Raw genomic sequence first — 25,411 nt, 5'->3', positions numbered from 1 at the left:
CGCCTGCCCGTCGCACGCGCACGTTCACCCCGCGCGGCCGCATGGGGCACCACCCGCGCGAGAGCATCCGGGGGCGTGCTCCGGCAGTCCCCCGGGCGAAGGCCGGGGACATGCCGGGCGGACACCCGTCTGCCCGTCGCACGCGGACGTTCACCCGGCGCGGCGGCGCGGGGCACGCCCGTGCGAGCGAAGCCGGGCACGCGGGAGCGCGCCAGGCTTCGCGGGGCGGGCGCGGCTTCGCGGACACCCCCCGGGTCTTTCCTCACCCCAGCAGAGGCAGCGCGGCGAACTCGTGACCGTCCCACAGGCGGCGGGTGGTCTCCTCCGGGTACGGGGCGACGACGGGGGCGGCGTCCAGGACCTGCACCAGGCGCCGCTCGGTGTCGTAGGCAGGCCAGCCGGGGTCGCCGGTCCTCGCGAACGCGGTCCAGGACGCGCGGAAGCGGGCGGAGAGGGCCAGGGCGTCCGGGGACGGTTCCGTGCCGCCGAAGAGGAGGGCGCCCAGATCGGCGTGGAAGGTGCCGAAGAGCAGGGGGAGGTCCAGGGCGTGGCAGGCGCCGAGGGCACCGCCGTTGCCGGGGGCCGGCCAGGTCAGCTCGTAGACGTGCGCCCGGCCACCGCCCCTGAGGTGGGCCTCGGCCAGGTGGAGGGAGGGCATCGCGAACAGCCAGTCGGTCTGGACGCGTTCGTACAGCTCACCGGGGGACGCGTCGGGGAAGGCCGCGCGGTAGGACCGTTCGCCGTCCGGGCCCGGGGCGAACAGGCGCAGCGCCGACGCCGCCCGCTCGTCGGTGATCTGCCCGAGCTGTCCGGCCATGGCGAGGAAGAGGCGGAACTCCTCCCGGTTGTGGCCGACGACCAGGTCGACGTCCCGGGCCGACCCCGCCGCCAGCGCCTGCCACGGCGTCGTCGGCAGGACCTCGCCGTCCACGACCGGCGAGTACGGGGTCACCGTGGGCGCGGCCTGTCCCCAGCGGTCCACGTACTGGAGCATCTTGGCGGCCAGCGTCTGACCCACCGTCACCAGCCGGGCGGGCTCCACCGTCGACAGGTCGGCGACCGTGGGGCGCAGGCCGGCCTCGGCGGCGAGGGCGGTGGTGATGTCACGGGCGAGTTCGTCGGAGAAGAACGTGCCCGGCACGCTCTGCGCGATCGCCCGCCGGAACAGCCCGGCCGCCCGCGGCACGGCCAGCAGCGCGGCGATCGAGCCGGCGCCCGCCGACTCGCCGAAGACGGTGACCTGACCGGGATCGCCGCCGAACGCCGCGATGTTCTCGCGCACCCACTCCAGCGCGGCCAGCTGGTCGAGCAGGCCCCGGTTGGCGGGGGCGTCCTCGATGCGGGCGAAACCCTCCATGCCGACGCGGTAGTTGAAGGTGACGACGACGAGGTCGCCGTCGGCGGCGATGCGGCGGGCGTCGTAGCCGGGACTGCCGGAGTGGCCGAGCTTGTAGGCGCCGCCGTAGATCCACACCATCACCGGGCGGCCGGCGGCCGGGTCGGGGTCCGGGGTCCAGACGTTGACCGTCAGCCAGTCGTCGCCCTCCGGTGCGCCCGGTACGCCGGTCCGGCCCGCGAGGCCCAGGTCCTGCGGGGGCGGCGGCCCGAAGGCGTACGCGTCACGTATGCCGTCCCAGCCGCGCACCGGGCGCGGCGCGGCGAACCGGGCCTCGCCGACCGGGGGTTCGGCGAACGGAATGCCGCGGAAGACGGTCAGGCCGTCCTCCCGCCGCCCGCGCACCGCGCCGGCGGCGGTGCGCACGACGGCCTCCACGGGCTCCCTCGCGGCCACGGCCTCGGTGTTCGTCATCGATCACTCCTCACTGGTTGCCGCTGGACGTACGCCAGTTGGTGATCTCACGGACCCTACGCCGTGGTACGCGCCCGCCTCAGCTCAGGGTCTTCAGCGCCGCCGCGTCGAACGGAGCCAGCTCCTCGAAGCGGCCGGAGAGGACCTTCTCGGCCCACGCCGGGTCCTGGAGCAGCGCACGGCCAACGGCCACGAGGTCGAACTCGTCGCGCTCCAGGCGGTCGAGGAGGTTGTCGAGGCTGCCGAGCCCGGCGCCCTCGCCCTGGAACGCCTTGCCGAACTCGCCGTCGAGGCCGACCGAGCCGACCGTGATGGCGGTCTTGCCGGTGAGCTTCTTCGTCCAGCCGGCGAGGTTGAGGTCGGAGCCGTCGAACTCCGGGTGCCAGTAGCGGCGGGTGGACGCGTGGAAGGCGTCGACGCCGGCCGTCACGAGCGGGGTGAGGACGGCCTCCAGCTCCTCGGGCGTCTCGGCGAGGCGGGCGTCGTAGGCGTCCTGCTTCCACTGCGAGTAGCGGAAGATCACCGGGAATTCGGGCGAGACGGTCTCGCGCACGGCCGCCACGATCTCCGCCGCGAACTTCGTACGGGCCACCGGGTCGCCGCCGTAGGCGTCGGTGCGGCGGTTGGTGCCGGCCCACAGGAACTGGTCGACGAGGTAGCCGTGGGCGCCGTGGATCTCCACGCCGTCGAAGCCGATGCGCTCGGCGGCGGCAGCGGCCTCGGCGAACGCGCCGATGACGTCGTCCACGTCCGCCTGCGTCATCGCCTTGCCGGTGACCTCGTCCTCGCCGATGCGCAGGCCCGAGGGACCGACGGCGGGGGCGTCGGGGAAGGGCTGGTCGCCCTGCTTGCGGACCATGCCGATGTGCCACAGCTGCGGCACGATCGTGCCGCCCGCCGCGTGCACGGCGTCGGCGACCTTCGCCCAGCCGGCCAGCTGCTCCTCGCCGTGGAACCGGGGCACGCGGTCGCTCTGCCCGGCGGAGGCGTGACCGACGTAGGTGCCCTCGGTGACGATCAGGCCGACACCGGCGGCGGCACGACGGGAGTAGTACGAGACCACGTCCTCGCCGGGGATGCCGCCGGGGGAGAACATGCGGGTCATCGGGGCCATCGCGATGCGGTTGGGGACGGTCAGGCCGTTGATGGTGGCCGGGCGCGCGAGGATCTGGGCCGCGCGGGAGGCGGCCTCGGCGGGGGTGACGGTCATGTGGGGGGCTCCTGGACGGGTACCGGTCGGTATGTGCGCATGCATTGATCGCACGTCAACGTCAACTGGTGACCCGCCCCGGGCATTCCACCTGGCGAGCCCGGACGGCTGTGATCCCGGACACGCCCGAGGGCGGCACCCCCTGTGTCCAGGGAGTGCCGCCCTCGGTTGCGCGACGGACGGATCCGATCCTCGGCGGGATCAGAAGTCCATGTCACCGCCCGGCATGCCGCCGCCGGCCGGGGCCGCGGCCTTCTCCGGCTTGTCGGCGATGACGGCCTCGGTGGTGAGGAACAGCGCGGCGATGGAGGCGGCGTTCTGCAGGGCAGAGCGGGTCACCTTCGCCGGGTCGATGATGCCCTCGGCGATCATGTCGACGTACTCGCCGGTCGCGGCGTTCAGGCCGTGGCCGACCTGGAGGTTGCGGACCTTCTCCACGACGACGCCGCCCTCGAGACCACCGTTGACGGCGATCTGCTTCAGCGGGGCCTCCAGGGCGAGCTTCACGGCGTTGGCGCCGGTCGCCTCGTCACCCTGCAGCTCCAGCTTCTCGAAGACCTGGGAGGCCTGGAGCAGGGCCACGCCACCACCGGCGACGATGCCCTCCTCGACGGCCGCCTTCGCGTTGCGGACGGCGTCCTCGATGCGGTGCTTGCGCTCCTTGAGCTCGACCTCGGTGGCGGCACCGGCCTTGATGACGGCCACGCCGCCGGCCAGCTTCGCCAGACGCTCCTGGAGCTTCTCGCGGTCGTAGTCCGAGTCGCTGTTCTCGATCTCGGCGCGGATCTGGTTCACGCGGCCCGCGACCTGGTCGGCGGAGCCGGCGCCGTCGACGATGGTGGTCTCGTCCTTGGTGATGACGACCTTGCGCGCCTTGCCCAGCAGGTCGAGCGTGGCGTTCTCCAGCTTGAGGCCGACCTCCTCGGAGATGACCTCGCCGCCCGTGAGGATGGCGATGTCGCCGAGCATGGCCTTGCGGCGGTCGCCGAAGCCCGGGGCCTTGACGGCGACGGACTTGAAGGTGCCGCGGATCTTGTTGACGACCAGGGTCGACAGGGCCTCGCCCTCGACGTCCTCGGCGATGATCAGCAGCGGCTTGCCCGACTGCATGACCTTCTCCAGGAGCGGGAGCAGGTCCTTGACGTTGGAGATCTTGGAGTTCGCGATCAGGATGTACGGGTCGTCGAGGACGGCCTCCATACGCTCCATGTCGGTGGCGAAGTACGCCGAGATGTAGCCCTTGTCGAAGCGCATACCCTCGGTGAGCTCCAGCTCCAGACCGAAGGTCTGGGACTCCTCGACGGTGATGACGCCTTCCTTGCCGACCTTGTCCATGGCCTCGGCGATGAGCTCGCCGATCTGGGTGTCGGCGGCGGAGATGGAGGCCGTGGAGGCGATCTGCTCCTTGGTCTCGACGTCCTTGGCCTGCTCCAGCAGGGCGGCGGAGACGGCCTCGACGGCCTTCTCGATACCGCGCTTGAGGGCCATCGGGTTGGCGCCGGCGGCTACGTTGCGCAGACCCTCCTTGACCAGGGCCTGGGCGAGAACGGTCGCGGTGGTCGTACCGTCACCGGCGACGTCGTCCGTCTTCTTGGCGACTTCCTTGACCAGCTCGGCGCCGATCTTCTCGTACGGGTCCTCGAGCTCGATCTCCTTGGCGATGGAGACACCGTCGTTGGTGATCGTGGGGGCGCCCCACTTCTTCTCGAGGACGACGTTGCGGCCCTTGGGGCCGAGGGTCACCTTGACGGCGTCCGCGAGCTGGTTCATGCCGCGCTCGAGGCCGCGCCGCGCCTCCTCGTCGAACGCGATGATCTTGGCCATGTGAAGTGGTCCCTCCAGGACTGGGGGTGATTCCTTCGGACCGCGCCCGCGCCCGCGACGGACGGCTCGCCGGCCTCGTGGTTCCTTGCCCCACCCGGCCCGCGGGCCTCACCGACCCGGTCCTTCGTTGTCACTCTCACCTTCAGAGTGCTAACGCCAATGATTAGCACTCGCCCCGTCCGAGTGCAAGGCGCGCTCGCGAAGCGAGCCCGTTGGGGGGTGGCGGTCGGGCGACGGGTGGGCGCAAGCGGCCCTCGGGGATCCTGTGGGGTCCGGGCAGGCCGAAGGGCCCGTACCCAGGGGGTACAGGCCCTTCGGAGAAGACCGTTCGCTTGCGGTCGGCCGCGCGTTTCAGGCGCTGACGCGGACCATGTCGGCCTGCGGGCCCTTCTGGCCCTGCGAGATCTCGAACTCGACCCGCTGGCCTTCTTCAAGGGTGCGGTAGCCGTCCATCTGAATCGCGCTGTAGTGGACGAAAACATCCGCACCACCGTCGACCGCGATGAAGCCGTACCCCTTCTCCGCGTTGAACCACTTGACGGTGCCCTGAGCCATGCCTAACTCCCCTATTACTGGCCCTTGCACAGATCCACACTTCGCGGACCCGGGTCAGACCTCACCCCCCAACGGTCGGGGGCGTGCGCCGGAACGCGTCGACCGCGGCTGAATGTATCTGTCCAACTGCCGTCTGCAACAGGTCAATCGGACGAGAATTCTGGACGCAGACGGTCCGGAATATGGTGAGAATTCGCCAGACTGCAGGGCAAGTCGGGCCCCGCAAAGGGAACAAAAGCCGCAGAACACGCCCACACTTTGGCTACATCTTGTCGGGCGAGCGGCAGGAATTCAGGGTTTCCGACCTCACGGTCGGCATCGCGTTCCCCAACTGTACCGCGCTCAACCACACGGAATTGCCCCCTCCGTTTCTCTTACGGAGGGGGCAATGGAATGAACGGGCAGTGACAGCCGTTACCGAAGGTAATGGCAGCTTCGGTCAGCCGCCGGCGACCGCCGGGATGATGGAGACGCCCGCGCCGTCCGGGGTCGCGGTCTCCAGGCCCTGCTCGAAGCGGACGTCGTCGTCGTTGACGTAGACGTTGACGAAGCGGCGCAGCTTGCCCTGGTCGTCCAGGACGCGGGCGGCGATGCCGGTGTGGTTCTTCTCCAGGTCGGAGATGACCTCGCCGAGGTTCGCGCCCTCGGCGCTCACCTCCGCCCGGCCCCCCGTGTAGGTACGCAGGATGGTAGGGATGCGGACAGTGACGCTCACTTGAAACCTCCGGTCATGACGACTCACCTAGGGGCGCGGGGAACTGCGCGACCGGCCACATGCGGCCCGCAGACGAACGACTAGACCAGCCCGGCCTCACGGAACGACTCGAGGTTGGGCCGAATCGTCGCCGTGAGCCCCGTCCCGGCCACCGCATCCAGCGTCTTGAGACCGTCCCCGGTGTTGAGCACCACGGTCGTCAGACTCGGATCCAGCACACCGTTCTCGATCAGCTTGCGCGTCACACCGACCGTCACACCACCGGCGGTCTCGGCGAAAATCCCCTCGGTCCGCGCGAGCAGCTTGATCGCGTCCACGACCTGCTCGTCGGTCACGTCCTCCACGGCACCGCCGGTGCGGCGCGCGATGTCCAGGACGTAGGGGCCGTCGGCCGGGTTGCCGATGGCGAGGGACTTGGCGATGGTGTTCGGCTTCTGGGGGCGTACGACGTCGTGGCCCGCCTTGTAGGCGGTGGACACCGGCGAGCAGCCCTCGGCCTGGGCGCCGAAGATCTTGTACGGCTTGTCCTCGACCAGCCCGAGCTTGATCAGCTCCTGCAGCCCCTTGTCGATCTTCGTGAGCTGGGAGCCGGAGGCGATCGGTACCACGATCTGGTCGGGCAGCTGCCAGCCGAGCTGCTCGCAGATCTCGTACGCGAGGGTCTTGGAGCCCTCCGCGTAGTACGGCCGCAGGTTGACGTTGACGAAGCCCCAGCCCTCGCCCGCCGGGTCGCCGATCAGTTCGGAGCAGAACCGGTTGACGTCGTCGTAGTTGCCCTCGATGCCGACCAGTTCGCCGCCGTAGACGGCGGCCATGACGACCTTGCCCTGCTCCAGGTCGTGCGGGATGAACACGCAGGAGCGGAAGCCGGCCCGGGCGGCGGCGGCGCCGACGGCACCGGCGAGGTTGCCGGTGGAGGAGCAGGAGAGGGTGGTGAAGCCGAACGCGCGGGCGGCCTCCAGGGCCTGGGCGACGACGCGGTCCTTGAAGGAGTGCGTCGGGTTGCCGGAGTCGTCCTTCACGTACAGCCCGCCGGTGACGCCGAGTTCACGGGCGAGGTTGTCGGCCTTGACCAGCTTGGTCCAGCCGGGGTTGATGTTCGGCTTGGTCGCCACGTCGGCGGGGACGGGCAGCAGGGGGGCGTAGCGCCAGATGTTCGCGGGACCCGCCTCGATGCGCCGGCGCAGCTCCTCGGTGTCGTAGGCGGAGAAGTCGTAGGCGATCTCCAGCGGGCCGAAACACTCCTCGCAGGCGAAGACCGGGCCGAGGGGGACGCGGTGCCCGCATTCCCGGCAGGAGAGCGCCGCAGCGGGACCCAGATCGACGGGGGAAGCGGCGGTGTCGGTGGTGCTTGCGACAGTCTGCACAGCCATGTGAGGCGAGGCCCTTTCTCCTCATCTTCCTCACGACGCATCTCGCCGTGAGACGGATTTGGCACCTTCCCTAGTCGGGAGCCTCGCGGAGTGATCGACAGTGATCTACGAGAACCGACTGGAGGGTTGCCGGGGCTTCATCGGGCCGTGTCCCTCTGCCCCTCTGGATGAGCGGTATGCGGTTGTTTTTCACTTGTGCACGCGGTGACCCCGGCATGCGCCGGTCCTCCGCGTTGTTCAAGACTGTAACCGAAGGCCAGGACAGTTGAGATAGTCGTCCGTACCGCGAGATGGATCACAACCGCTCGCCGTGAGAGAGCGAAGGAGCCACCGACCGTGCTGGAAGAAGTCGAGCGCTGGCTGAGCGCCCGTTCCTGGTCCGTGGCCGACCGCCCGCTCCATCGGCTGCTGGCGGCCAAGAACGCCACCGGCCAGTCGGTCAGCGTCGTGCTCCCCGCGCTCGACGAGGAGGAGACCGTCGGCGACATCGTCGCGGCGATCCGCCACGACCTGGTGCTGCAGGTTCCGCTCGTCGACGAGATCGTGGTCGTCGATTCCGGTTCGACCGACCGCACGTCCGAGGTCGCCGCCGCCGCGGGCGCGCGCGTGGTGCACCGCGACGCGATCCTCCCCCGGCTGCCCGCCGTCCCGGGCAAGGGCGAGGTGCTGTGGCGTTCGCTCCTGGTCACCGGCGGCGACATCGTCTGCTTCGTCGACGCCGACCTGCGGGAGTTCTCCTCCGACTTCGTCTCCGGCATCGTCGGTCCGCTGCTCACCGAACCGGACGTCCACCTCGTCAAGGCCATGTACGACCGCCCCCTCGGCACGGCGGCCGGGCAGGGCGGCCGGGTCACGGAGCTGATGGCGCGCCCGCTGCTCAACATGCACTGGCCGCAGCTGGCCGGCTTCGTCCAGCCGCTCGGCGGCGAGTACGCGGCCCGCCGCTCCCTGCTGGAACAGCTCCCCTTCCCCGTCGGCTACGGCGTGGAGCTGGGCATGCTGGTCGACGCCCTGCACCTGGTGGGTCTGGACGCACTCGCCCAGGTCGACGTGGGTGTCCGCATCCACCGCCACCAGGACGGCCAGGCCCTCGGCCGCATGTCGGCCGCGATCTACCGCACCGCCCAGCTCCGGCTGGCCCGCGGCCATCTGGTCCGGCCGTCGCTCACCCAGTTCGAGCGGAGCGAGGACGGATTCGAGCCGCGGACCTACTCCGTGGACACCGAGGAACGGCCGCCGATGACGGAGATCCCGGAGTACGCGGCGCGCAGGGTGGCCTGAGCGGGGCGCGGGGCCCGGCCACCTGGCGCACCGTACGTTTGAGCGTTTCCGGGCCGGGCTAGGTTGAGGCACATGGCTTCAACGTTCGGTGCTGCTCAGGTACTGGTGGCCTCCAACCGGGGCCCGGTCTCCTACGAGGTCGGCGAGGACGGTTCGCTGCATGCCAAACGGGGCGGTGGCGGGCTGGTCTCCGGACTGTCGGCCATCGGGCCGGACGCGGGCGCGCTGTGGGTGTGCTCCGCGCTGTCCGACGGCGACCGCGAGGCGGTGCGGCGCGGGGTGGGCGAGGAGGGCGTCCGGATGCTGGACGTTCCGGCCGACGTGCACGCCGACGCGTACAACGGCATCGCCAACTCCGTGCTGTGGTTCGTCCACCACATGCTGTACCAGACCCCGCTGGAGCCGGTCTTCGACGCGGAGTTCCGGCGGCAGTGGGCGTCGTACGAGGCGTACAACCGGGCCTTCGCCGAGGCGCTGGCCGAGGAGGCCGCCGAGGGCGCGGTCGCGATCGTGCAGGACTACCACCTGACGCTGGTGCCGGGGATGCTCAGGGAGCTGCGGCCCGATCTGCGCATCGGCCACTTCTCGCACACGCCGTGGGCGCCGGTCGACTACTTCCGGATCCTGCCGGACGACATCGCCGAACAGGTGCTGCGCGGCATGCTCGGCGCCGACCGGCTGGGGTTCCTCACCCGGAGGTGGGCCGACGCCTTCACCGCCTGCTGCGACGCGCTGGTGGGCGGGCCCGGCGACACGCGGATCGGCGTGCACGGGCTCGGCGCGGACGCGGACTTCCTGCGGCGGCGGTCGCACGAGGCCGACGTCGACGAGCGGATGGCGGGGTTGCGGGCGGAGATCGGCGCGGGCCCGGACGGGAACGCGCGCAGGACGATCGTGCGGGTGGACCGGACCGAGTTGTCCAAGAACATCGTGCGGGGGCTGCTGGCGTACCGGCGGCTGCTCGCCGACCGGCCCGAGTGGCGGGAGCGGGTCGTGCACGTCGCCTTCGCCTACCCCTCGCGGCAGGACCTCGCCGTGTACCGGGACTACACGGCCGAGGTGCAGAGGGTCGCGGAGGAGATCAACGCGGAGTACGGGACGCCCGGGTGGACGCCGGTCGTGCTGCACGTCAAGGACGACTTCGCGCGCTCGCTGGCGGCGTACCGGCTGGCCGACGTGGCGCTGGTGAATCCCGTCCGGGACGGCATGAACCTCGTCGCGAAGGAGGTGCCGGTCGTCTCCGACGAAGGGTGTGTGCTGGTGCTGTCGCGGGAGGCGGGGGCGTACGAGGAGCTGGGTGAGGACGCGGTCGTCGTCAATCCGTACGACGTGGTGGGGACGGCCGCCGCGCTGCACGAGGCGTTGTCGATCGGGGCGGCGGAGCGTGCGGAGCGGTCGAAGCGGCTGGCTTCGGCGGCTACGGCGTTGCCGCCGGGGCGGTGGTTCCTCGAGCAGTTGGAGGAGTTGCGGGGCTGACGGGGCTGACGGGTGGGTGCGCCGGACGCCTGCCGGCACCGGGTGCCCGGCGTCGGTGCCGGGCGGGGGCGGGCCGCGCCGCCCGGCGCTGACGGCGTGCCGCCCGCGCCCACCCGTGCCGCCCCGGGCGGCACGACTGCCCGCGGGTGACGACGGCACGACGGCCCGCGGGTCACCTCGGCCCGGCCGTCCGCGGGTGACGGCGGCACAACCGCCCGCAGGTGACGGCGGCACAACCGCCCGCAGGTGACCACGGCACAACCGCCCGCAGGTGACCGGGCCACGGCCGCCCGCAGGTCACCTCGGCACGGCCGCCCGCAGGTCACCTCGACACAACCGCGGGTCACCTCGGCACGGCTGCCCGCGAGTGACCTCGGCACGGCTGCCCGCGGGTGACCGCGGTTACGGCAGGCGAGTTGCCAGGGCTCGTAGGAAGGTCACCACTCCCGTCGGGCCGTCCACCACCACGTCCGCTCGTTTGCGCAGTTCCGTGACCTCGTCGCTGCCGCTGCAGACCAGCAGGCCCGGGGTGCCGTCGGTGCGGAGGGTGTTCACGGCGTCGAAGGCGGGGAGGTCGCCGAGGTCGTCGCCGGCGTAGAGGACCGACTCGGCGCCGGTCTCCCGGGCGTGCTCCAGCAGGGCGACGCCCTTGTCCATGCCGGGCGGGCGCAGTTCCAGGACCATGCGGCCCGGCTCGACGATCAGGCCGTGCCGGCCCGCCAGGTCGGTCAGGGGGCCGCGCAGGGCGTCGAACGCGGCCTGCGGATCGTCGGCGCGGCGGGTGTGGACGGCCACCGCGCGGCCCTTCTCCTCGATCCAGGTGCCCGGTCCCGCCCCGGCCCGCTCCAGCAGCCCGGGCAGCTCCGCGCGGACGGCGGCGACGCCCGGGTGCGGTTCCGGGGCGGTGACGGCGCCGGTGGCCGCGTCCCAGCGTTCGGCGCCGTAGTGGCCCAGGACGACCAGGTGCTCCAGGCCGGGCACGTCCGCGAAACCGCCGTGGCGGACGGCGACCTCGGCGGGCCGTCCGGTGATCACCGCGACGGAGGCGACCTTCGGGGCGAGCGCCGTGAGAGCGGGTACCGCGTCCGGGTGGGCGCGGGCCTGGTCGGGGTCCGGCACGATCGGGGCGAGCGTGCCGTCGAAGTCGAGCGCGACGACCGCGCGGCCCGGCCGGGCGAGAAGGGCGTCGAGCCCCTCGCGTCCGGCCTGGCTCCCGGGTGTCGGCAGTCGGTCCAGCGGGTCGTGGGTGGAGTCCGTGTGGCTGCCCATACGCCGAACCTATCCCGGCGGGGCCGGACGCACGCGTGGCTCGTCCGGTCGGGTGCGGAACCCGGCCGGACGGTCCGCCCCCTGACGGGCACCCTCACGCACCGCACCGCGCGGAAACGGCACGCCGGGGTCGCCGCTCGGCGAGCCGGGACATCCGGCACGCCGGCCACCCCCGTTCCGCCCGGCGGTACCCACCGCCTCCCCGTGAACACCGACGGCCTCAGCCGCGGCCCGCCCCCCACCACTCGGCAGGGCGGCAGGCCCGCGGCGTCCTGCGGGACCCGTCCTTCGCCCTGCTCCCGTCCTGCGGGCGGCAGCCCCGGTCAGCGTTCCGTTCGGCGGGCCTCCCGGACCCGGCGCAGTCTGTTCACCGTCACCGGGTCCGAGGCCAGTGCCCGCGGGTCGTCCAGGAGGGCGTTGAGCAACTGGTAGTACCGCACGGGGGCCAGGCCCAGTTCCTCACGGATCGCCCGTTCCTTCGCGCCGGGGCCGGGGAAGCCGCGGCGTTCCAGGGCGAGGATGTCGCGCTCCCGCTGCCCGAGCTGTGCCTCGTACTCCATGTGCGCACCGTAACCCCGGGCACCGACAGCGACTACTCGCCGCTCTCCGCCCGTACCGCCGTCGTCTGGAGCTCCCCGAGCAGCCCGGACGGGCTGCCGCCGGGGGCGACCGCCTGGCCGATGCGCTTCTTGACCTCCGCGCTGACCGATGCCCAGGTGGACTTGCCGACCGGGTAGAGCTCGGAGGACAGCAGTTCGTCCAGGAAGGGCCGGAGGTCCTTGTCCTCCGCGGCCGCGCTCATCACCTCGGACGCGGAGCTGGTGACGGGCAGCAGGTCGTACTGGCGGGAGAAGTCGAGCACGTTCTCGTCGCTGTAGACGAAGTCGAGGAAGTCGCCGATCTGCTCCTGGTGGCCGTTCTTCCTGAAGGCCGTCATCCAGTCGGTGACGCCGAGCGTGTTCTGGCTCTCGCCGTCGATTCCGGGGGTGGGCACCATGCCGTACTCCACGCCCTTCTTGGACGCGATCTTCATCAGCGACGGGTGGCCGTTGAGCATGCCGACGTCGCCGTTCGCGAAGGCGGCGAAGGCGTCGGCCCGGTTGAGCTTGCCGGGGGCGACCGGGCCGGTGAGGTCCTTGCCGACCAGTTCGTCCTTGAGCCAGGTGAAGGTGGCGACGTTCTGGGGCGAGTCGATCGCGTAGGTGCCGACGGTGTCGGTGTAGCCGCCCCCGCCGCTGAGCATCCACTGCATGGTCTCGGCCGGCGCCTCCTCGGGGCCCAGCGGCAGCGCGTAGGGGTACTTCACGCCCTCCGCCTTGAGCGCCTCGGCCGCCTCGGCGAGGTCGTCCCAGCTCTTGGGCGGGGTGAGGCCGGCCTCGGCGAAGAGGGTCTTGTTGTAGAACAGCACGCGCGTGGAGGCCGCGAACGGCATGCCGTACTGCACGCCGTTGACCTGGCCCGCGGCGGCGAGCTGGGAGACGAAGTCGGCCTGGACCGGGATGGAGAGCACGTCGTCGGCCCGGTAGAGCAGGTTCTTCGCCGCGTAGTCGGAGTAGGCGCCGATCTGCGCCATGTCGGGGGCCTCGCCGGCCTCGACCATCTCCCGGACCTTGCGGTCGACGTCGTTCCAGGAGTAGACGGTGACGTCGATGTGCACGTCGGGGTGGTCGGCCTCGTACGCGTCGGCCAGTTCGTTCCAGTAGTTCTGGGAGCTGTTGGCCTTGGTGTCGCCGTAGTCGGCGGCGACCAGCTCGAGCGTCACCTCGTCGGAGCCGCCGGTGATCCCGCAGCCGCCGAGGACCGCCATCATGCCCAGTGCGGACACCACCGCGACCGTTCCTGTCCTACGCCGCTGCACCGTTACTGCCCCACCCTGCCGATTCCACCGGTTGTCCGTTTACCGGATTAAGGTCTACACCACGTGAGTGGACTAGACCTCTCGTGGGTCATCGGGCCACACTGTCCCCGTGAGACATGTCATCGCCCTCGACGTGGGCGGCACCGGGATGAAGGCCGCCCTGGCCGGGCCGGGCGGCGAGCTGCTGCACCAGGCCCGCCGGGCCACAGGCCGCGACCGCGGTCCCGAGGCCGTCGTCGCGGGCATCCTGGACTTCGCCGCCGAGCTGCGCGCCCACGGCGCCGACCGGTTCGGCGAACCCGCCCTCGCCGCCGGCGTCGCCGTCCCCGGCATCATCGACGAGGAGCACGGCACCGCCGTGTACGCGGCCAACCTCGGGTGGCGCGACGTACCGCTGCGCGCCCTGCTGAGCGAACGGCTCGGCGGCATCCCCGTCGCCCTCGGCCACGACGTGCGCAGCGGCGGACTCGCCGAGGGCCGCATCGGCGCCGGCCGGGGCGCCGACCGGTTCCTGTTCGTGCCGCTGGGCACCGGGATCGCGGGCGCCATCGGCATCGACGGCCGGGTGGAGGCGGGCGCCCACGGCTTCGCGGGCGAGATCGGCCACATCGTCGTACGCCCCGGCGGGACCCCCTGTCCCTGCGGGCAGCGCGGCTGTCTGGAGCGGTTCGCCTCGGCGTCGGCGGTCAGCCAGGCATGGGCCGAGGCCTGTGGGGACCCGGACGCGGACGCCGCCGACTGCGCCAAGGCCGTCGAGTCCGGCGACACCCGGGCCGCACGCGTGTGGCAGGACGCGGTGGACGCGCTCGCCGACGGCCTGGTCACCGCGCTCACTCTGCTGGACCCGCGCACCCTGATCATCGGTGGCGGCCTCGCCGAGGCGGGGGAAACCTTGTTCACACCGCTGCGGGACGCCGTCCGGCGCCGCGTCACCTTCCAGAAGCTGCCCGAACTCGTCCCCGCGGCCCTGGGGGACACCGCCGGCTGCCTCGGTGCCGGGCTCATGGCCTGGGACCTGCTCACCACCACGACTCCCCCGGAGGTAACCACCTGATGGCCCCAAGCAAGGTTCTCGCCGGCGCCCGGGTGGTCCTGCCCACCGGGACCGTGGACGACGGCCGCGTGATCGTCGACGGCACGCGGATCACGGACACGGCGCCCCCGGACGCGGAGGTCCTCGACGTCACCGGCCACTGGGTGGTCCCCGGCTTCGTCGACATCCACAACCACGGCGGCGGCGGAGCCTCCTTCGCCGGCGGCAGCCCCGAGGACATCCTCAAGGGCATCCACACCCACCGCCTGCACGGCACCACCACGCTGGTCGCCTCCGCCGTCACCGGCGACCTGGACTTCCTCGCCCGGCACGCCCGGGTGCTCGCGGAACTGGCCGAACAGGGCGACATCGCCGGCATCCACTTCGAAGGGCCGTTCATCTCCCCGTGCCGCAAGGGCGCGCACGACGAGCAGCTGCTGCGCGACCCCGACCCCGCCGAGGTCCGCAAGCTGATCGACGCGGCGCACGGCCACGCGAAGATGATGACGCTGGCCACCGAGCTGCCGGGCGGCCTCGACTCCGTCCGGCTGCTCGCGGAGCACGGCGTGATCGCGGCCGTCGGGCACACCGACGCGACGTACGAGCAGACGGTGCAGGCCATCGACGCGGGCGCGACCGTCGCCACGCACCTGTTCAACGCGATGCCGCCGCTCGGCCACCGCGCCCCCGGCCCGATCACGGCGCTGCTGGAGGACGAGCGGATCACCGTCGAGCTGATCGACGACGGTACGCACCTGCACCCGGCCGCCCTCCAGTTGGCCTTCCACCACGCGGGCGCCTCCCGGGTCGCCTTCATCACCGACGCCATGGACGCGGCCGGCTTCGGCGACGGCCGCTACATGCTCGGCCCCATGGAGGTCGAGGTCGCCGACGGCGTCGCCCGGCTGGTGGAGGGCGGCTCGATCGCCGGCTCCACGCTCACGCTGGACCGCGCCTTCAAGCGGGCGGTGACGGTGGACGGGCTGCCCGTCGAGGACGTCGTGGCGGCGATCTCCGCCAACCCGGCGCGGCTGCTCGGCATGGCCGACCGGATCGGCTCCCTGGAACCCGGCAAGGACGCCGACCTGGTGGTGCTGGACGAGGCGTTCGACCTGGTGGGCGTGATGCGCCGGGGTGAATGGGTGGTCGATCCCCAACTGGGCTGATCCGTCCGGCGAGCCGGCGGACGGTGGCCGATCCGGGGTCTGGGCCGACCGCCGTCCGTTTGGCATGATCGTGCCCATGGAACAGCTCTTCGGGAACACCCGGGGAGCTTCGGGATCCTTTTCGGGCACACGCAGACGCAGGCAATCGGGGGAGGTCGGCACAGGTGATCCTCACGGTCACACCGAACACCGCTCTCGACATCACCTACCGCGTCCAGAGCCTGAGGCCGCACGCCTCCCACCGCGTCACCGAGGTGACGGAACGCCCCGGCGGCAAGGGGCTGAACGTGGCCCGGGTGCTCGCGGCCCTCGGGCACGAGGTGACGGTCACGGGCTTCGCCGGCGGCGCCACCGGACACATCGTCCAGCAGCGGCTCACCGCCGAGCCGGGTGTGACGGACGCACTGGTGCCGATCGCCGGCGCCAGCCGCCGCACGATCGCCGTGGTGGACGAGCGCACCGGCGACACCACCCAGCTCAACGAGCCCGGCCCGGCCATCGCGCCCGCCGAGTGGAGCGCCTTCCAGGAGGCGTACGAGGATCTGGTCGCCGACGCGTCGGCGGTCGCCCTGTGCGGCAGCCTGCCGCCGGGCGTGCCGGTGAACGCCTACGCCGGGCTGGTGCGCACCGCCCGCGCCGCCGGCGTCCCCGTCCTGCTGGACACCAGCGGGGAACCGCTGCGCCGGGGCGTCGCCGCCCGCCCGGACATCATCAAGCCGAACGCCGACGAACTGGCCGAACTGACCGGCTCGCACGAGCCGTTGCGCGCCACGCAGGACGCGCGGCGACGCGGCGCCCACGCGGTCGTCGCCTCGCTCGGCACCGAGGGGCTGCTCGCCGTCACCCCCGAGGGCCGCTGGCGGGCCGCACCGCCCGCCCGGGTCCACGGCAACCCGACCGGCGCCGGCGACTCGGCGGTCGCGGGCCTGCTCTCGGGTCTGGTCGACCACCTGCCCTGGCCGGACCGCCTGGCCCGCGCCGTCGCCCTGTCGGCGGCGACGGTCCTGGCACCGGTGGCGGGCGAGTTCGACCGGGGAGCGTACGAGGAACTGCTCGGCCAGGTCGCGGTGACGACGGCCGCCACCGCGGCCTAGGGCTGCGTCGATGAACCTGCCGGTCAATACACCTAGCGCTTGACCTGGCCTTCCTTCAGCCGCAGCTGGTCCAGCAGGATGTTGCACTTGTCGCCGTCCTGGCAGGACAGGGAGATCGTGTTGGTGCCCTTGCTCAGGGTGGGGTAGGCGTAGGTCTCCGTCCAGCCCTTGGCGAAGTCGCCCTTGGCCCCGGTGAAGTTGCCCAGGTTCATCTTGCTGCCGAACGTCTTGCCGTTGATCGTCAGCGTCATCGACTGGTCCTCGTCGACCGTGCTGTAGCGGGCGAAGAGGGTGTAGGCGCCGTCCTTCGGGATGCCGTCGACGGTCCAGGTGACCGAGGCGCCGGCCTGGTTGAGGTTGGCCACGTAGACGCCGCCGTCCGACTGGGCGCCCTCGATGTCGGACGCGGTCGCCACGCCCGGCGAGAGCCGCAGCGCCTTCGCGTCGATCGTCGGCAGCTCCACCTCGTCCTCGGCGCTGCTGCTCGCCGACGGGCTCGGGTCGGTGGTCTGGGACTGGGTCGGCGTGGTGTCGCCGCCGGCCTCGTTGCCGCCCTGGTCGTCGTCCGAGCCGCTGCTCGTCATCGCCACGGCGATGCCGATGACGACGGCGGCGACCACCGCGACCGCGCCGATCAGCAGGCCCTTGGTGTTGGGCCCGCGGCCCCGGCCGCCGCTGCCCCCGCCGTGCTGCTGCGGGGCGGTGGGGGCGCCGCCGCCGGGGAGCGTCTCCGGCGCGGCGTAGTGCGCGTTCGGCCGGCCGTAGGCGCCCTGCTGCTGCGGGGCGGCCTGGCCGTACCCGGCGGTCGGGGCGGCCTGGCCCTGCGCCGCGCCGTACTGCCGTGTGCCGACGGGACGCACCCGGTTGACCGAGTTCGGGTAGCCGTAGCCACCGGACGGCGGCTGGGCCCCGTTGGCCTGACCGTCGGCGTACAGATAGCCGAACGGGTCGTCGTCCTCGGGCGTGCTCGCGCCGTTGTTGCCGGGCGTCATCCCTAGGTCTCCTAACCAGGTGCGGTGCGTTTGCGGTACGAGTGGTGAGAGGGCGAGCCTACCCGCTCCGGATGACCCAAACGGGTGACTCCGACCGCATCAGCTCGCTGACCTGGGCATCATCCGGCACGGCGGTGCTGTTTGGGACGAGATCGTTTCTCGACGTACATCCGTTCGTCAGCGGACTTCAGCACTTCGTCCGCCGTCATGCCGCAGTGGGCCCACCCGATGCCGAAGCTGGCGCCCACGCGGACCGCCCGTCCCTCGGCCCGGATCGGCTGGATGATCTCGTTGCGCAGCCGTACGGCGAGGTCCTGGGCGTCGGCCCGGCCGAGCCCGTCGGCGAGGATCACGAACTCGTCGCCGCCGAGCCTGGCCACCGTGTCGCCGTCGCGCACGCCGCCGCTGAGCCGGCGCGCGACCTCGATGAGGACGGCGTCGCCCGCGTTGTGCCCGAACCGGTCGTTGATCGACTTGAAGCCGTCCAGGTCGCAGAAGAGCACCGCGAGCCCCTTGGTGCCGTCGTCCCGGTCGCCCTCGGGGGCGACGGTGTGCACATGGTGGTCGTAGGCCCCGTAGGGGTCGGCGGCGGACCGGAAGTCGAAGGTGTGGCCGCCGGAGTCGAACACGGGGTGCCCGTAGGCGGCGTCCATGGCGTCGGCCACGGCGCCGTGCGCGGACTGGGGGCGCTGGCACAGCCGCGCGGAGAGGCGGGAGCGCAGCTCGGCGGAGTTCGGCAGGCCGGTGAGGGAGTCGTGGGAGGCGCGGTGGGCGAGCTGGAGCTCGCGGCGCTTGCGCTCCTCTATGTCCTCGACGTGGGTCAGCAGGAAGCGGGGGCCGTCGGCGGCGTCGGCGACGACGGAGTTGCGCAGGGACACCCAGACGTAGGTGCCGTCGCGGCGGCCCAGCCGCAGCTCCGCCCGGCCGCCCTCGGCGGAGGTGCGCAGCAGCGTCCCGATGTCCTCGGGGTGGACGAGGTCGGAGAAGGCGTAGCGGCGCATCGCGGAGGCGGGGCGGCCGAGCAGCCGGCACAGGGCGTCGTTGGTGCGCAGGATCCGGCCGTGCTGGTCGCCGCCCATCTCGGCGATGGCCATGCCGGAGGGGGCGTACTCGAAGGCCTGCCGGAAGCTCTCCTCGCTGGCGCGCAGGGCCTGCTGCTCACGCTCCAGGCGGACCAGGGCGCGCTGCATGTTGGAGCGCAGCCGGGCGTTGCTTATCGCGATCGCCGCCTGGAAGGCGTACATCTGCAGAGCCTCGCGGCCCCAGGCGCCGGGACGGCGGCCGTTGCGCGGCCGGTCCACGGAGAGCACGCCGATCAGCTCGCCGCTCGATCCGCCGCCCTGCGGTCCGGGCGCGTACATGGGGGCGAAGAGCCGGTCCGAGGGGTGCCACTCGTCCTCGAAGCGGGGCGCGGGCCCGTCGGTGTACCACTGCGGGACGTCGTCGTCGTCGAGGACCCAGCCCTCGGTGTGCGGTATGAAGATCAGGTCGCCCCACTGCTCGCCCATGCCGAGCCGGCGGTCCCAGGACTCCCGTGAACCGACCCGGCCGGTGATCAGGGCCTCGGCCGCCTGGTTGCCGGAGAACGCGGCGACGACGAGGTCGCCGTCGGCACGGACCAGGTTGACGCACGCCAGCTCGTACCCGAGGGCGTGGACGACGCCGTCGGCGACGGTCTGCAGGGTGTCCGCCAGGCTGCGGGCCGTGTTCATGTCGGCCATGACCTGGTGGAGCTGTCGCAGGGACGCAAGACGGACGTAGGGCTCCGACTCGGTCTCCATGCTCGCCCTCCCCCCGAGACCTCGCAGCGAATCAAGGGTTCTCTTCGGCGTATCGTCCTAGCAGCTTCCGCCACTGAATCACAGCGCGCTGCCCACTCGGTACACAGGGTCAACAATTACTGCCCCTTGTGACTCAAGTCACAGCAGAACGTGAACAATTGAGTGGTGTTTCTGCGTTTTCCCTGTGCGTTTACTGAACGCAAAGTTTGTAGGCATGCGCACGACTCCTTCCCGTGCCTGTTCGGAGCCCTGCGACTCCTTCTGCGGTCCTAGGTCCGGGTTGGGACCGGGGCCCGATGCGGGCCCTCCGCCCGGGCGATTAGCGTGATGATCGTGCCGAACATTCCCGCCCCCACCACCGCCCCCGCCCCCGCGGCCGCCCCCGCACCCGCGTTGCCGTCTCCGGCCGCCGGGCATGCTGAGGGGGTGAGCAACGACGAGTTCCGTGCCGCCATGTCCCGGCTGGCCTCCGGCGTGGTCCTGGTGACCGCGCAGGAACCGCCACTCGACCCCGACGACCCCCACGCGCCGCGCGGCGAGGACGTCGGGATGACGGCCACGGCGTTCGTGTCGGTGTCCCTGGACCCGCCGCTGGTGCTGGTCAGCCTGCGCGAGGGCTCCCGCATGGACGACCTGCTCGCCGAACAGCCGCTGTGGGCGGTCTCCGTGCTGTCCGAGAGCCAGCGGCACATCGCCGGCCGCTTCGCGATGAAGGGCCGCGTCAGCGACCGGCTCCTGTTCGAGGACATCCCCTACACGCGGGGAGAGGCGTCCGGGGCGCCGCTGGTGGGCGGGGCGCTTGCGACCCTGGAGTGCCGGACCGAGCAGCGCGTGCCCTCCGGGGACCACACCCTGGTGATCGGCCGGGTGCTCACCGCCCGGGTGCCGAGCGCGGACGGGGGACCGCTGGCGTACTTCCGGGGGCGGTACCGGCAGCTGGGGTGAGCCCGGCGTCCCGAGGCGCCCGGTAATCGCGTGGCCGCCCGCGAGGACCCCGCCTACCGTGCGCGCATGACACAGAGGACGCCGGGGCCCCGCCTCGAAGAGATCACCCGCGCCAACATCGACGCCGCGCTGTCCGTCCGGGTCCGGCCGGACCAGGAACACGCCGTCTCCCCGGTGGACCGGTCCCTCGCCGAGGCGTACGTCCACCCGGGCGTCGCCTGGCCCCGGCTGATCGTCGACGGTGACCGGCCGGTCGGCTTCCTCATGGCCTTCTTCGACATCGACTGGCACCTCGACGGCAGCCTGTTCCGTTCGGGCCTGTGGCGGCTGAACATAGCGGCCGGGGAACAGGGCCGTGGGTACGGCCGGTTCGCCGTGCAGTCGGTCGCGGCCGAGATCCGCCGGCGCGGGGGCAGTGCCTGCCACGTCACCTGGCATCCCGGCCCGACGGGTCCGGAGGACTTCTATCTGGGGCTCGGGTTCCGCAGGACCGGGGAGACGAGCGGGGACCAGACGGTGGGTGTGCTGGAGCTGTCCGGGCCGGCCTAGTTCCAGTTCTTCGGGGACCGGCCCCGCTTGGTCTCCGAGCGCTGCTTCTTCTCCCGCAGCCGCCGTTCGTTGATGCCGCGTGGGATGCGGGTCGGCCTGCGGGGCTTGGGCGGGGGTGCGGTGGCCTCGGCGAGCAGGGCCGCGAGACGTACGGCGGCGGCCTCGCGATTGCGCCACTGCGAGCGGTGCTCGGAGGCCCGCACCGTGACCACACCGTCGGTCAGCCGGCCGGCCAGCCGCTCCAGCGCCCGCCGCTTCCACACCTCGGGCAGGGCCTCGGTGCGCGCCAGGTCGAAGCGGAGCTCCACCGCCGTGTCCGTGGTGTTGACGTGCTGCCCGCCGGGCCCCGACGACCGCGAGAAACGCCACATCAGCTCGGCCTCCGGGAGGGAGACGGAGCCGCGGACGACATGGGGACCGGACATGCCGTCCATGTTCCCGTCCGTGTCCCGTCCACGTCACCCGAATATCTCGGGTAAAGAAAGTAAAGAGACCAGGAACCTTGCGTACCCCTCTCGTCGTTCATGGGGGTAGCTGTACTTTTTTGCCGTACGTAAACGAGGGAAGGGACTCCCAACAATGGCTGTAAGCCTGTCCAAGGGTGGCAACGTCTCGCTCACCAAGGAGGCTCCGGGCCTGACCGCCGTCACCGTGGGCCTCGGCTGGGACGTCCGCACCACCACCGGCACCGACTTCGACCTCGACGCGTCCGCGATCGCGGTCAACACGCAGGGCAAGGTCTACTCGGACGCCCACTTCGTGTTCTTCAACAACAAGCAGACCCCGGACAACTCGATCGTCCACACCGGTGACAACCGCACGGGTGAGGGCGCGGGCGACGACGAGGCGATCAACGTCAACCTCGCCGCCCTCCCGGCCGACGTCGACAAGATCGTCTTCCCGGTCTCGATCTACGACGCCGAGAACCGCTCGCAGAACTTCGGCCAGGTCCGCAACGCCTACATCCGCATCATCAACCAGGCCGGCGGCGCCGAGATCGCCCGCTACGACCTGTCCGAGGACGCGGCGACCGAGACCGCCATGGTCTTCGGCGAGCTGTACCGCAACGGCGCCGAGTGGAAGTTCCGCGCCGTCGGCCAGGGCTACGCCTCGGGCCTGGTCGGCATCGCCCAGGACTTCGGTGTGAACGTCTGACGGACGTCCCGACGCAGCGGCGGAGCCCCGGCCCCAACAGGCCGGGGCTCCGCCGTCGTTGCGCCCGGAAAGGCCCGGTGGCCCGGTCGCCGCCCGCGATACGGTGCCCGCGTGATCCTCACGCCGCTCCGCCTCACCGCCGACCACGACATCCCGGGCCCCCTGCTCACCGAACTCACCGCGCTCCACGTCTCGAACCGCGCCTTCCACGCGCTCAGCGGCGACTTCCCGGACCCGGACGACATCCGCCCCGGAGCAGGTGGCGGCGGCGCTGGCCGAGGAGTTGGCGGTGCCGCACGCGGAGGTACTGCTCGCCAGGGACGCGGGCCGGCTGGCCGGGGTCGCGATCACGCTCGCACACCACCCCGACCCGGCCGACCCGGACCCGTGGATCGGGCTGCTGATGGTGGACGGGACGCTGCACCGGCAGGGGTACGGACGGCGGCTCGCGTCACTGGTCGAGGACCGTTTCCGCGCCGCGGGCCGCAGCGCGGTGCGCCTCGCCGTCCTGGACGGCAACGCCGACGGACTCGCCTTCTGGACCGCCCTCGGCTACGAGGTGGTCGACCACCGCACCGACCTCCGACACAGCCGCCCCTGCGCCGTGCTGCGCAAACCGCTGCGCACGCCGCGCCGCGCCGCCCGCGTCGTCGTGCTCGACCCGGAGGGCGCGGTCCTCCTCTTCCGGTACGACAACGTCGAGGTCGGCGTGCACTGGGCGCCGCCCGGCGGTGGTCTGGAGGCGGACGAGAGCCCCCGCGAGGGTGCGCTGCGCGAACTGCGCGAGGAGACCGGGTGGACGGACCTGGAGCCGGGCCCCCTGCTGTGCACCTGGGAACACGACTTCACGCACCTGAGCGTCGGCCCGGTCCACCAGCACGAGCACGTCTACGTCGCCCACGGGCCGCGCCGGGAACCGACCGGCGCCCACCTCGCGGCGGCGCACGCCGCGGACGGCATCCTCACCTGGCGCTGGTGGAGCCGGAAGGAACTCGCCGAGGCGCCCGAACCCCTGTGGCCACCGGAACTGGCCCGCCTCCTCGACGCGTTCGAGGGCTGAACGGGACGAAGAACCACGCCGACGACGGCTGAGCCGGGCCGGGGTCGGGGTTCAGCCGGACGGAGGTGGGCCGGGCCGGAGACCAGCCGGGCGGCGGGCAAGCCACACGCCGACACCCCGATGCCCGCCCCGGCCGCACGGCCACACCCGGCCGAGCAAACCGGACCCCGGCGTCACCGGACCAAGGCACCGACCGGCAGGTCAGCCACACGCCGACACCCCGGTGCGCGTCCCGGCCGCACGGCCACACCCGGCCAGGCGGGCCGGACCCCGGCGTCACCGGACCAAGGCACCGACCGGCGGTCGGCCGACCAGCGGGGCAGCCGCACGGCGGTACTCGGCCGCACGGCGGCCTGCTCCGGCGTCGTCACGGCAGCAGGCGTTGCTCCTTGGCCACCGCTACCGCGCCCGCGCGGGTGTCGACGCCCAGCTTGTCGTAGATGCGGCGAAGGTGGGTCTTCACCGTGGCCTCGCTGATGAACAGGGCACGGGCGATCTCCCGGTTGCCGAGGCCGCGGGCGAGCTGGGCCAGGATGTCGCGCTCGCGGTCGGTGAGGGAGGGGCGCGGGCTGCGCATGTTGGCCATGACCCGGCTGGCGACCGGCCCGGAGAGTGTCGTACGTCCCTGCGCGGCGGCGTGGATCGCGGCGAACAGCTCCTCGGGGCGTTCGGCCTTGAGGAGGTAGCCGGTCGCGCCCGCCTCGATGGCACGGGTGATGTCGGCGTCGGTGTCGTAGGTGGTCAGGACCAGGACGTGCGGGGACGCGCCGGGGGCGGCCGTGAGGCGGCGGGTGGTCTCCACACCGTCGATGCCGTCGCCGAGTTGGAGGTCCATCAGCACCACGTCCGGCGCGAGCTTCGCGGCGAGCGCGAGCGCCTCCTCGCCGGTGCCCGCCTCGCCGACCACCTCGATGCCCGGGGCGCTGTCGAGCAGGGCGAGCAGGCCGGCCCGTACGACGATGTGGTCGTCGCAGACCAGGATGCGCACGGGGGCGGTCATCGGGGGCCCTCCAGGGGGACGGCGGCGGACAGGACGGTGCCCTCACCGGGGGCGGACTCGACGGTCAGGGTGCCGCCGAGCTGCCGCAGCCGGGCACGCATGGCGGGCAGGCCGTGACCTCGCACTCCGGCAGACGTGCCGGGCAGGCCGGCCGGATCGAAGCCGTGGCCGTCGTCGCTGACGTCCAGGACCACCTGGTCGTCGAGGAGGGTGAGGCTGAGCACGGCGGTGCTCGCGCCCGCGTGTTCGCGGACGTTCGCCAGGGCGCCCTGGGCGATCCGCAGCAGGGCGGACTGGACGCGGTCCGGCAGCAGCGGGGCGCGCCCGCCGTCGTCGACGTGGACGCGCACGGTGAGGTGGTCGCCGGTCTCCCGCACGGCCAGGGCGCGCAGCGCCGCGTCGAGGCCGCCGCCGCGGGCCAGGTCGGCGGGGGCGAGGTCGTGCACGAAGCGCCGGGCCTCGGCCAGGTTGTGCTCGGCGACGGACGCGGCGCCCCGGACGTGGGTGCGGGCCTTGCCGGGGTCGGACTCCCACACCCGCTCGGCGGCCTGGAGCAGCATCCGCTGGCTGGACAGGCCCTGGGCGAGGGTGTCGTGGATCTCCATGGACAGCCGCTGGCGTTCGGCGAGGGTGCCCTCGCGGCGCTCGGACGCGGCGAGCTCACGGCGGGTGCGGATCAGGTCGTCGATCAGGGCCCGTTGCCGCGCCGCCTGCCGCTCGGTCTGCAGGAACACGGCCGTGGCGATGGCCGCGACGGCCGGCGGGGCGAGCAGCAGGTTCGGGTCGAAGCGCCCGGCGAGGCGCAGCTGTGCGGCGACGACGAAGAGCGTCAGCACCGCGACCAGGACGAGCGAGGCCCGCGCCGGCAGGGTGCGCAGGCCGGTGTAGAAGAGCGGCACCGCGCACCAGGAGAAGCTGGGCGCGAGGACGACGAGCACCATCCACACCACTACGACCAGCCCCAGCCAGGCCAGGCGCCGCCGGGAGGGCCGCGCCACGGGGCCGCCCAGGACCGGCCCGAGCAGGTGCAGTACGGCGAGGGTGAGGGACAGGGCGATGATCCACGGGGTGCGGGGCTCACCGGGGTGGCGCAGCAGGAAGCGGGCCAGGGCGCCGCCGAGCAGCAGGAAGAACGCCGCGTGCATGACGGCGCCCAGCCACCGGCTTTCCGGGTCGTACGGTCTCGGCATGCGGAGCGCCTCCCTTCCACAGTGTCGCTCACGGTGTCGCCGACCACGCTGAACTGGGCAAACACCCCCATTGTG

The 25,411-nt window shown here is 72.3% G+C and carries 22 protein-coding genes, 1 pseudogene and 1 riboswitch; of the genes and pseudogenes, 9 read left to right on the top strand and 14 right to left on the bottom strand.

From position 1 onward, the window contains the following. Positions 1-262 precede the first annotated feature (262 nt). The 6 genes from IE260_RS14575 to thrC form a co-directional block, all read right to left on the bottom strand. Positions 263-1,810, bottom strand: a complete 1,548-nt coding sequence (locus tag IE260_RS14575) for a carboxylesterase/lipase family protein (protein ID WP_189871748.1) — start codon at positions 1,808-1,810, stop codon at positions 263-265. Between the two features lie 79 nt (positions 1,811-1,889). Then, entirely contained in the window at positions 1,890-3,020 is a 1,131-nt protein-coding gene (locus IE260_RS14570; RefSeq protein WP_189871746.1) for an NADH:flavin oxidoreductase, read from the bottom strand. Positions 3,021-3,221: 201 nt separating this feature from the next. Next, complete coding sequence (gene groL, locus IE260_RS14565; RefSeq protein ID WP_189871744.1) at positions 3,222-4,844, bottom strand: chaperonin GroEL; 1,623 nt, start codon at positions 4,842-4,844, stop codon at positions 3,222-3,224. 351 nt (positions 4,845-5,195) lie between these two features. Beyond that, on the bottom strand, positions 5,196-5,399 hold the full coding sequence (locus IE260_RS14560; protein ID WP_010035953.1) for a cold-shock protein: 204 nt from the start codon (positions 5,397-5,399) through the stop codon (positions 5,196-5,198). A gap of 439 nt (positions 5,400-5,838) precedes the next feature. Further along, on the bottom strand, positions 5,839-6,114 hold the full coding sequence (locus tag IE260_RS14555; RefSeq protein WP_031045100.1) for a MoaD/ThiS family protein: 276 nt from the start codon (positions 6,112-6,114) through the stop codon (positions 5,839-5,841). 80 nt (positions 6,115-6,194) lie between these two features. Continuing rightward, positions 6,195-7,487 carry a threonine synthase gene (thrC, locus tag IE260_RS14550; RefSeq protein ID WP_189871742.1) on the bottom strand — a complete coding sequence of 431 codons (1,293 nt, stop codon included), beginning with the start codon at positions 7,485-7,487 and terminating at the stop codon, positions 6,195-6,197. A gap of 18 nt (positions 7,488-7,505) precedes the next feature. Next, positions 7,506-7,661: riboswitch (SAM riboswitch) on the bottom strand. 162 nt (positions 7,662-7,823) lie between these two features. Here thrC and IE260_RS14545 point away from each other — a divergent pair. Continuing rightward, the gene (locus tag IE260_RS14545; protein WP_189871740.1) at positions 7,824-8,768 is read left to right on the top strand and encodes a glucosyl-3-phosphoglycerate synthase; all 945 of its coding nucleotides are present in this window, start codon (positions 7,824-7,826) and stop codon (positions 8,766-8,768) included. A gap of 72 nt (positions 8,769-8,840) precedes the next feature. Further along, positions 8,841-10,244: an alpha,alpha-trehalose-phosphate synthase (UDP-forming) gene (locus tag IE260_RS14540; RefSeq protein ID WP_189871738.1), complete on the top strand. Its 1,404-nt coding sequence runs from the start codon at positions 8,841-8,843 to the stop codon at positions 10,242-10,244. 402 nt (positions 10,245-10,646) lie between these two features. On the opposite strand, the gene otsB is transcribed toward IE260_RS14540, so the two are convergent. The 3 genes from otsB to IE260_RS14525 form a co-directional block, all read right to left on the bottom strand. After that, a complete protein-coding gene (gene otsB, locus IE260_RS14535; RefSeq protein ID WP_189871736.1) occupies positions 10,647-11,513 on the bottom strand; it encodes a trehalose-phosphatase in 867 nt (288 codons plus the stop codon). Between the two features lie 323 nt (positions 11,514-11,836). Further along, positions 11,837-12,073 (bottom strand): DUF3263 domain-containing protein, encoded by a 237-nt coding sequence (locus IE260_RS14530; protein ID WP_189871734.1) that lies wholly within the window; start codon positions 12,071-12,073, stop codon positions 11,837-11,839. A gap of 32 nt (positions 12,074-12,105) precedes the next feature. Further along, positions 12,106-13,371, bottom strand: a complete 1,266-nt coding sequence (locus tag IE260_RS14525; protein ID WP_444545566.1) for an ABC transporter substrate-binding protein — start codon at positions 13,369-13,371, stop codon at positions 12,106-12,108. A gap of 109 nt (positions 13,372-13,480) precedes the next feature. On the opposite strand from IE260_RS14525, the gene IE260_RS14520 reads away from it, so the two are divergent. The 3 genes from IE260_RS14520 to IE260_RS14510 all read left to right on the top strand — a co-directional run bounded on the left by IE260_RS14520 (position 13,481) and on the right by IE260_RS14510 (position 16,664). After that, the gene (locus tag IE260_RS14520) at positions 13,481-14,425 is read left to right on the top strand and encodes an ROK family protein (protein WP_189871732.1); all 945 of its coding nucleotides are present in this window, start codon (positions 13,481-13,483) and stop codon (positions 14,423-14,425) included. Next, on the top strand, positions 14,425-15,570 hold the full coding sequence (nagA, locus tag IE260_RS14515; protein ID WP_189871731.1) for an N-acetylglucosamine-6-phosphate deacetylase: 1,146 nt from the start codon (positions 14,425-14,427) through the stop codon (positions 15,568-15,570). Before IE260_RS14520 ends, nagA begins: the two co-directional genes overlap by 1 nt. Before the next feature lie 164 nt (positions 15,571-15,734). Then, positions 15,735-16,664, top strand: coding sequence for a 1-phosphofructokinase family hexose kinase (locus IE260_RS14510; protein WP_189871729.1), 930 nt, complete (start codon positions 15,735-15,737; stop codon positions 16,662-16,664). Between the two features lie 32 nt (positions 16,665-16,696). On the opposite strand, the gene IE260_RS14505 is transcribed toward IE260_RS14510, so the two are convergent. Both IE260_RS14505 and cdgB read right to left on the bottom strand, forming a co-directional pair. Further along, complete coding sequence (locus tag IE260_RS14505) at positions 16,697-17,656, bottom strand: carbohydrate-binding protein (protein ID WP_189871727.1); 960 nt, start codon at positions 17,654-17,656, stop codon at positions 16,697-16,699. A 119-nt stretch (positions 17,657-17,775) separates the two neighbouring features. Next, complete coding sequence (cdgB, locus tag IE260_RS14500) at positions 17,776-19,437, bottom strand: diguanylate cyclase CdgB (RefSeq protein ID WP_189871725.1); 1,662 nt, start codon at positions 19,435-19,437, stop codon at positions 17,776-17,778. A gap of 342 nt (positions 19,438-19,779) precedes the next feature. Between cdgB and IE260_RS14495 the strand changes: the two genes are divergently transcribed. Together IE260_RS14495 and IE260_RS14490 are read left to right on the top strand one after the other, a co-directional pair. Further along, positions 19,780-20,382, top strand: coding sequence for a flavin reductase family protein (locus IE260_RS14495; RefSeq protein ID WP_373303346.1), 603 nt, complete (start codon positions 19,780-19,782; stop codon positions 20,380-20,382). A 66-nt stretch (positions 20,383-20,448) separates the two neighbouring features. Then, positions 20,449-20,931, top strand: a complete 483-nt coding sequence (locus IE260_RS14490) for a GNAT family N-acetyltransferase (RefSeq protein ID WP_189871723.1) — start codon at positions 20,449-20,451, stop codon at positions 20,929-20,931. Here the strand turns inward: IE260_RS14490 and arfB are convergent. Then, a complete protein-coding gene (arfB, locus tag IE260_RS14485) occupies positions 20,928-21,365 on the bottom strand; it encodes an alternative ribosome rescue aminoacyl-tRNA hydrolase ArfB (protein ID WP_189871721.1) in 438 nt (145 codons plus the stop codon). The two genes, IE260_RS14490 and arfB, sit on opposite strands and share 4 nt — an antisense overlap. Before the next feature lie 145 nt (positions 21,366-21,510). Between arfB and IE260_RS14480 the strand changes: the two genes are divergently transcribed. Together IE260_RS14480 and IE260_RS14475 are read left to right on the top strand one after the other, a co-directional pair. Further along, positions 21,511-22,086, top strand: a complete 576-nt coding sequence (locus IE260_RS14480; RefSeq protein WP_189871719.1) for a TerD family protein — start codon at positions 21,511-21,513, stop codon at positions 22,084-22,086. Between the two features lie 111 nt (positions 22,087-22,197). Continuing rightward, positions 22,198-23,146: pseudogene (locus IE260_RS14475) on the top strand (bifunctional GNAT family N-acetyltransferase/NUDIX hydrolase). Positions 23,147-23,513: 367 nt separating this feature from the next. Here IE260_RS14475 and IE260_RS14470 read toward each other — a convergent pair. Then, on the bottom strand, positions 23,514-24,146 hold the full coding sequence (locus IE260_RS14470) for a response regulator (protein WP_189871717.1): 633 nt from the start codon (positions 24,144-24,146) through the stop codon (positions 23,514-23,516). Beyond that, positions 24,143-25,336 carry a sensor histidine kinase gene (locus tag IE260_RS14465; RefSeq protein WP_189871715.1) on the bottom strand — a complete coding sequence of 398 codons (1,194 nt, stop codon included), beginning with the start codon at positions 25,334-25,336 and terminating at the stop codon, positions 24,143-24,145. Before IE260_RS14465 ends, IE260_RS14470 begins: the two co-directional genes overlap by 4 nt. Positions 25,337-25,411 lie beyond the last annotated feature (75 nt).

Source organism: Streptomyces viridiviolaceus (genome assembly GCF_014650995.1).
In the GTDB taxonomy this organism is placed as follows: Bacteria; Actinomycetota; Actinomycetes; order Streptomycetales; family Streptomycetaceae; genus Streptomyces; species Streptomyces viridiviolaceus.
The sequence above is the reverse complement of the archived record's forward strand: the minus strand, read 5'-3'. Positions and strand labels throughout refer to the sequence as shown.